At 60.8% G+C, this 6,692-nt stretch carries 4 protein-coding genes; all 4 read right to left on the bottom strand.

The genetic code is table 11. The features are described from left to right. Positions 1-1,672, bottom strand: a 1,672-nt coding sequence (gene cydC / locus GFC01_RS17355) for a thiol reductant ABC exporter subunit CydC (protein ID WP_152948409.1), incomplete at its 3' end; no start/stop codon positions are given. Further along, positions 1,669-3,435 (bottom strand): thiol reductant ABC exporter subunit CydD, encoded by a 1,767-nt coding sequence (gene cydD / locus GFC01_RS17350; protein WP_152948408.1) that lies wholly within the window; start codon positions 3,433-3,435, stop codon positions 1,669-1,671. The genes cydD and cydC, both read right to left, overlap by 4 nt. Before the next feature lie 89 nt (positions 3,436-3,524). Continuing rightward, positions 3,525-5,927 (bottom strand): putative bifunctional diguanylate cyclase/phosphodiesterase, encoded by a 2,403-nt coding sequence (locus GFC01_RS17345; protein WP_152948407.1) that lies wholly within the window; start codon positions 5,925-5,927, stop codon positions 3,525-3,527. Between the two features lie 346 nt (positions 5,928-6,273). Beyond that, positions 6,274-6,692 (bottom strand): cytochrome d ubiquinol oxidase subunit II (locus GFC01_RS17340; protein ID WP_194175024.1); only part of this gene is annotated, 419 nt, incomplete at its 5' end.

The raw sequence follows: 6,692 nt of genomic DNA, 5'->3' as shown, positions 1-6,692 counted from the left end.
GCAGTTCCCCGTGCCGCCCCCGCTCCACCACCCGGCCGGCCTGCAGCACCAGGATCTGGTCCATGACCTCCAGCCCCGTCAGGCGATGAGTGATCACCAGGGTGGTCCGCCCCTCCATCAGGCGGTAAATGGCCTGCAACAGTTCCCTTTCCGTAACCGGGTCCAGGCCGGCTGTGGCTTCATCCAGTATCAGGACGGGAGCGTTTTTTAACAGCGCCCGGGCTATGGCCAGCCGCCGGCGCTGCCCCCCGGAAAGTTTGAAGCCCCCTTCCCCCACATAGGTATCGTAACCCCGGGGCAGGTTCAGGATGAAATCGTGTATCTGCGCCAGCCGGGCGGCCTCGACTAACTCTTCCTCACCGGCATCCGGCCGGGCCAGCAGGAGGTTTTCCCTGATGGTGGCGTTGAAAAGGTGGGTATGCTGGGTGACCACGGCCATGAGTTTATGCAGGTCCTCCTGGCGGTAGGCCTTCAGTTCGTGCCCGCCCAGGCAGATGCTGCCCTCATGGTAGTCCCAGAAACGCAAAAGCAGGTTGACCAGGGTGCTTTTCCCGGAGCCGCTGGGACCAACGATAGCCAGGCGGCCCCCTTCCGGCAGCAGGAAGTCAACGCCGTCCAGGGCGTAAGGCTCCTCCGGGCCGTAACGGAAGCGCAGTCCCCGCACTCTCAAAATGAAACCGGACGGCTCCGGCCCCGGGCCGGGAGGATCCACCACGGCCGGCCGGGCGTCGATCAACTTGAAAAGTCTCCTTGCCGCTGCCAGGCTTTCTTCCAGGTGCTGGCAGGCCATGGGCAGGGGGGTAACCGCCTCAAAGACGGCCTGGGCCCCCAGGGCCAGCACAGCCAGGTAAACCCCGTCCAGTTCCCCCCGGTTGACCGGGGGAATGGCCAGCAGGAGGATAAACCACAGGGCCAGGTTGGCGGCCAGGCCGGTGAGCGCACCGGAAAGGCCGCTGATGCCGGCCAGACGCCCCTGCAGATTCAAAAGCCGCCGGCTTAAAACCCCCACCAGTTCCCGCTGCCGGGCCTCCCGGCCGCAGGCCACGATTTCCGTCATCCCCTGGATGGTATCCACCAGGTGGACGTTCAGGGAAGCCCGCACCTCCACCTGCTGCCGGCCCAACCCCCGGCTGAAGAAGCGCAGGACCAGGGGTACCGTCCCGCCCGCCGTCAGAAAGAACGCCACGAGCACCAGGGCGATTTTAATGTCAAACCGCGACAGGAAGAAAAAGGCTCCCGCCAGTATCAGCAAGGCCACCAGGGGCGGTGCCAGCACCCGCAGGTAAAAATTCTGCAGTGTCTCCACATCGGCCACGATACGGCTTAGAAGGTCGCCGCTGCGGTAATCCATGAGGCGGGCCGGCGCCAGGGGTTCCACGGCCCGGTAAAACCAGACCCGCAAATGCCCCAGCACCTGGAAGGTGGCCTGGTGGCTGAAATAACGCTCCAGGTAGCGGAACACCGCCCGGGAAAGACCGAAAAAGCGCACCCCCACCACGGCCGGCATCAGGTCCAGAACCGGAGGGTGCAGGGCCGCGCTGGAAATGAGAAAGGTGGCGGTGGTCATCAGACCCACACCGCTCCCGACGGTTAAAAAGCCCAGGACGGCTGCCATGAGCATGGACGGCCAGTATGGAACAATCAGTGCCAGCAGGCGTAAGAAAGTACTCATGCCGCACCCCCGTTTGCACAGACCAGGCGGTAGTAAACTCCCTGCCGGGCCATAAGCTCCGCATGCCGCCCCGCCTCCACCACCCGGCCCTCTTCCAGCACCAGGATGCGGCCGGCCCGGTACACGGTAGCCAGGCGGTGGGCGATAACCAGTACGGTGCGTCCCCGCATCAGTTGCTCCAGGGATTCCCGGACCGCGCTTTCCAGCAGGGGGTCCAGGGCGGTGGTGGGCTCGTCCAGAATGAGCAGAGGGGCGTCTTTCAAAAAAGCCCGGGCAATGGCGATGAGGCGGGCCTGGCCGCCGCTCAAGCGCAGGCCACCTTCTCCCACGGGGGTATCGTAGCCCCGTGGGAAGGCCTGGATAAAGGGGTGTACCCCGGCCAGCCGGGCCGCCTCCACCACCTCTTCCATGGAAGCCCCGGGACGACCCAGGCGGATGTTATCGGCCACGTTCCCGGAAAAAAGATGGGGATGCTGGGGCACCAGGGCCACATAACGCCGCCAGCGGCCGGCGGGAATCTGCTCCAGGGGGACGCCGTTGACCGTGATCAAACCCGCATCGGGTTCCACAAACCGCAACAGCAGGTTGACCACTGTAGACTTCCCGGCCCCGCTGGGGCCCACCAGGGCCACCTGTTCCCCGGGCGGCAATTCAAAGGAGATTCCCCGCAGTGCCGGCCGTTCCCCGCCCTCGTAGGAGAAATGTACATCCCGGAAATGGATGTGCAGTCCCTTTTCCTGCGGCAGGGCCGCTTCTCTTAAGGCTGTCTGTTCGATATGACGGACCTTTTCCTGTGGCAGGGCCCATTCCCCCGCCGGGGTTTCCAGCAGGGCGAAAATGCGGCCGGCCGCGCTGACCCCGGCCATACCGGCGTGGAAAGCGGAGCCCAGCAACCGCAGGGGCAGGTAAAATTCCGGTGCCAGCAGCAGCAGAAAAAGGGCCTGCTCAAAGGGGATGCGGGCATAAACCAGGCGCAGGCCCACAGTCACCGCCACCAGGGCGGTGCTGATGGTGGCGGTAAATTCCAGCACCAGGGCCGACAGAAAGGCCACCCGCAGCACTCCCATAGTGGTGCGGCGGAAACGGTCGCTTACCCGGGCAATCACCGCCACCTGATCCCTGCTCCGGCCGAATATTTTCAGCGTGGTCAGCCCCTGCAGGACATCCAGGAAGTGGGCGCTCATGCGGCTTAAGCTTTCCCACTGCCGCCGGGTGAGGTTTTGCGCCCAGCCGCCGATGAGGTACATAAAGAAGGGGATTAACGGGGCGGTAAAAAGGAGGAGCAGCCCCGTGGCCAGATCCAGGGGAAAGACAAACCCCAGAACAGCCAGGGGCAACAGGGCGGCCAGGGCCAGCTGTGGCAGGTAACGGGCAAAATAGGCCTCCACGGCCTCCACCCCTTCCACCAGCACATTGACCAGTTCCCCGGTGCGTTCCCCCCGCACATATACCGGCCCCAGGTCCAGCAGGTGCTCCAGAAGGCGCCGGCGCAAATCATGCTTGACGCGGGCGGCGGCATGAAAGGCCGCCGCCTCGCTCACCCAGGCCAGCAGCGCCCGCAGGAAAATGACCCCCAGCATGGCCAGCAGCCAGGACCATACGCCGCCCAGGTCCCGGCCCTCCAGGAAAACCCCGTTCACCACCCGGGCCAAAAGGCCCGCCTGCAGCACCGCCAGCAGGCCGGCCGCCAGCCCCGCCCCCACCGTCAGGGCCAGGGACATGCACACAGTTCTGGCCTGTTGTAAAAGCCTTTTGTCCAGCATTTAGATAAACAGATTCTCCTTTCTGAAAAACCTTAAACAGCCCCTGCTGCCGGGTGGCCAAAACATGCCATGCCGGCAAATACTTTACTTCAGTCAGCTGGACAGACCGGAAAATCCGGCAGCCAATCCGGGACCAGCTCCCCGGTGGGTCGCCCGATGTAATATCCCTGGGCGTAATCCACGCCGTAATCCTGCAACAGCTTCATGGTTTCCCCGTTTTCCACAAACTCGGCAACGATCTCCTTTACCAGGCCCCTGGTCATCTCCACCATGGCCTTCACCAGCTGCCTGTCCACATGGCTGTGCAGAATGTTCTGGATAAAGCTGCCGTCAATTTTCAGGTAATCCACCGGCAGCTGTTTCAGGTAATAAAATGAGGAAAAACCCGTACCGAAATCATCCAGGGCAAACCGGCAACCCAGAGTTTTCAATTTGCCAATAAACTCCCGCGCCTGCCTGAAGCTGGTGATTGTGGCCGTTTCTGTTATTTCCAGAATAAGCTGCGCCGGGTTGATACCGGTGAGGGACAGTTCCCGGTAAATAAGCGAAAACAGTTCGGGGTCGGAAAAGGCCCTGGCCGAGAGATTTACGTTCAGGGTGAGATCTTTACCCTGCTTCCGCCACAAAGCTATAAGTTGGATGGCACGCCTCACCACCCAGCGGTCGATATCGCAGATCAAACCAAAACGCTCGGCAGTATCCAGAAAGACAGCAGGCGGGATGATTTCTCCCCTTTCGTCCTGCAGGCGCAGTAGCGCCTCGTAGCTGTGGATCTCCTCCCGGCGCAGGTCCAGGATGGGTTGAAAATACAGCAAAAAGCGATCCTGCTCTAAAGCCCGGCGGATCTGTTTTTCCCAGCTCAACCGTTGTTGCACGCCCTGCAGTATGGTTTCGTCCGGTCGGAAGATGTAAAACTGGTTGCGTCCCTTTTCCTTGGCCCGGTACATGGCCATCTCAGCCCGGGAAAGCAGGTCTTCCACGCTCAGGCCGTGCTCAGGGAAAAAGGCCAGACCAATGCTTACGGTGACCCCCACCAGCTGTCCCTTTACCGTGATAACATTTTGCCTTACCGCATCCAGTATATCTGACGCCAGGTCCCCGGCCCTCATGTGTCCTTCGTCGATGATAAAAATGACGAACTCGTCGCTGCCCGGCCGGGCCAGGATGTCCCCGGGATGCAACATTCCTTTGAGAACACCGGCCAGGGCCACTATAATTTCGTCCCCGGCCCGGTGACCCAGGGTTTCATTCAGGCTTCTGAACCCATCAACGTCGAGAAAAAACATGGTCCCGGGAATACCTCTCAACCTCATCCGGGATAAAACGGCACTCACTTCCTCTTCAAAACGATAACGGTTATAAAACCCGGTCAGGGGGTCGTGATTGGCGAGAAAAGCCAGCTGCCTTTCATAACGCTTGCGCTCCGAAATGTCTTTAAAAACAACCACGGCTCCGTTTACTTCATTCCCTTCCGCAATGGGGGCGGTGGTCACCTCCACCGGAAAGGCCGTACCGTCTTTTTTCCAGAAAAGCCCATCATCCTCCCGGGCAACCTCCCCATTTTTGATGGCGGAGAAAATTTTGCACTCTTCCCTGGGACAGGGGGTACCGTTCCATTTAAGGGAATGTAAAAATTCGTACAGGTCCTGTCCAAAAAGTTCATTGAAGTCGTACCGGGTAATTTCCACAACCGCCCGGTTGGCAAAGGTAATGATGCCTTCCCGGTTTACCCCCAGAATCCCGTCGCCCACCGAATTTAAAATCAAGCGGTGCTGGTAGTCCAGCCTCTCAAAGGCCTCCCGCCGGCGGGCGCTGTACAGCACCGTGGTGGCCTGCTGGGCAATGGTCAACAGGGTATGCAGACGGTGGGTGCTGAAGGCACCCCTTTTCCGATGGCCTACGTTCAGCACTCCCAGAACCTGGCCGTGAATCCTCAAAGGGAGCGACGCGCAGGAACGATAGCCCAGCCGCCTGACCTCCTCCAGCCAGGGGGCATGGCCGCCGCTTTCCCGTAGATCCTGATAAACCAGATACTCGTCCGTCCCGTTGACCGTGCCCCGGGAAATACGCCGGGATGAAACCTCCTCCCAGCTAACCTGGAGCCTGTCCAGGGCAGCGGGGGCCAGGCCCCGGCAGGCCACCGGCCGCACGGCCAGATCCGGCTCCACCAGGCCCAGCCAGCACATGGGATATCCTATCCCGATCACCGTGTCGCACACCGCCCCCAGGATCTCTTCCAGCGATTTTTCCCGGATCAACGCATCGTCAATGGAACGCAGCGACCGTTCCAGCAGCAGGCTCCGCTCCTGCTCCAGCGCCCAGCGGCGCAGGATGACATACAGTAGCCCCCCGGTAATGGCGACGTAAAACCAGCCCTTGATGGTCTGCATAAAGGTCAACACCGGCGGGGCGCTCACGAAAAGGCTGAGCAGGCGGTCGGAAAAAAGTATCCACAGCCCTCCTGTGATCAGGTAGAATAAAGTAACTGCCATTGGGACGTTTCCCCGGCCATTGGAAGACGGAGAGGACGGAAAAATGGCCACTGTTTTCACCCCCGGGACATACCTGTTAATTTTTTACAAATAGGTCTTTAAGAGTTGAGTATTTCGACAGGCAGTGATGTTTTTCCTGCATAATTTGGGCTTTTTTTGGATCCGGCCCAGATATTTCTTCCCGGCATCATCTTCCTTACGCCCTGCATTAAAAAGCCGCACCCGTACGACCGTACCGCGTAAAAAAGCACCGGTTGTCTTCCGGTGCCCGAATATTTCTTGCGCATCTCATAATTAAATTGCAACTGTTACGCAGTTCTCCCTGTACCCGCCTCAGCGGGGGCGCTTAATACTCCAGATCCCCGCCGCCCACCCGCCGGCGGAAGACCCAGTAAGTCCAGCCCTGGTAGAGGAGCACCACCGGCACCAGGGTCAGGGCCACGATGGTCATCACCTTCAAAGTATAGGGGCTGGAGGAGGCGTTGTAAACGGTCAGGCTCCACCGGGGATCCAGGCTGGAAACCATCACCCGGGGGAACAGCCCGCCAAAGATGGCCCCGGTGGTAAAAACAATGGCCAGGCTGTTACCCACAAAGGCCCCGGCGTGACGGCCGGACCGCAGCAGCCACCAGGCGGCCAGGGCCAGCACCACCGCCGCCCAGAAGAGCACGGCCACGCCCGCCCGGCCCATGATACCGGTCTGGCTGTAGCTCAAAACCACCAGCAGTAACAGGGCGGCGGCGGCCAGAATGCCCAGTTTCCCCC

This window comes from Desulfofundulus thermobenzoicus, from assembly GCF_009428905.1.
GTDB classification, from domain to species: Bacteria; Bacillota; Desulfotomaculia; order Desulfotomaculales; family Desulfovirgulaceae; genus Desulfofundulus_A; species Desulfofundulus_A thermobenzoicus.
Note: the sequence above shows the minus strand (reverse complement) of the source record. Positions and strands in the feature narration are given on the sequence as shown.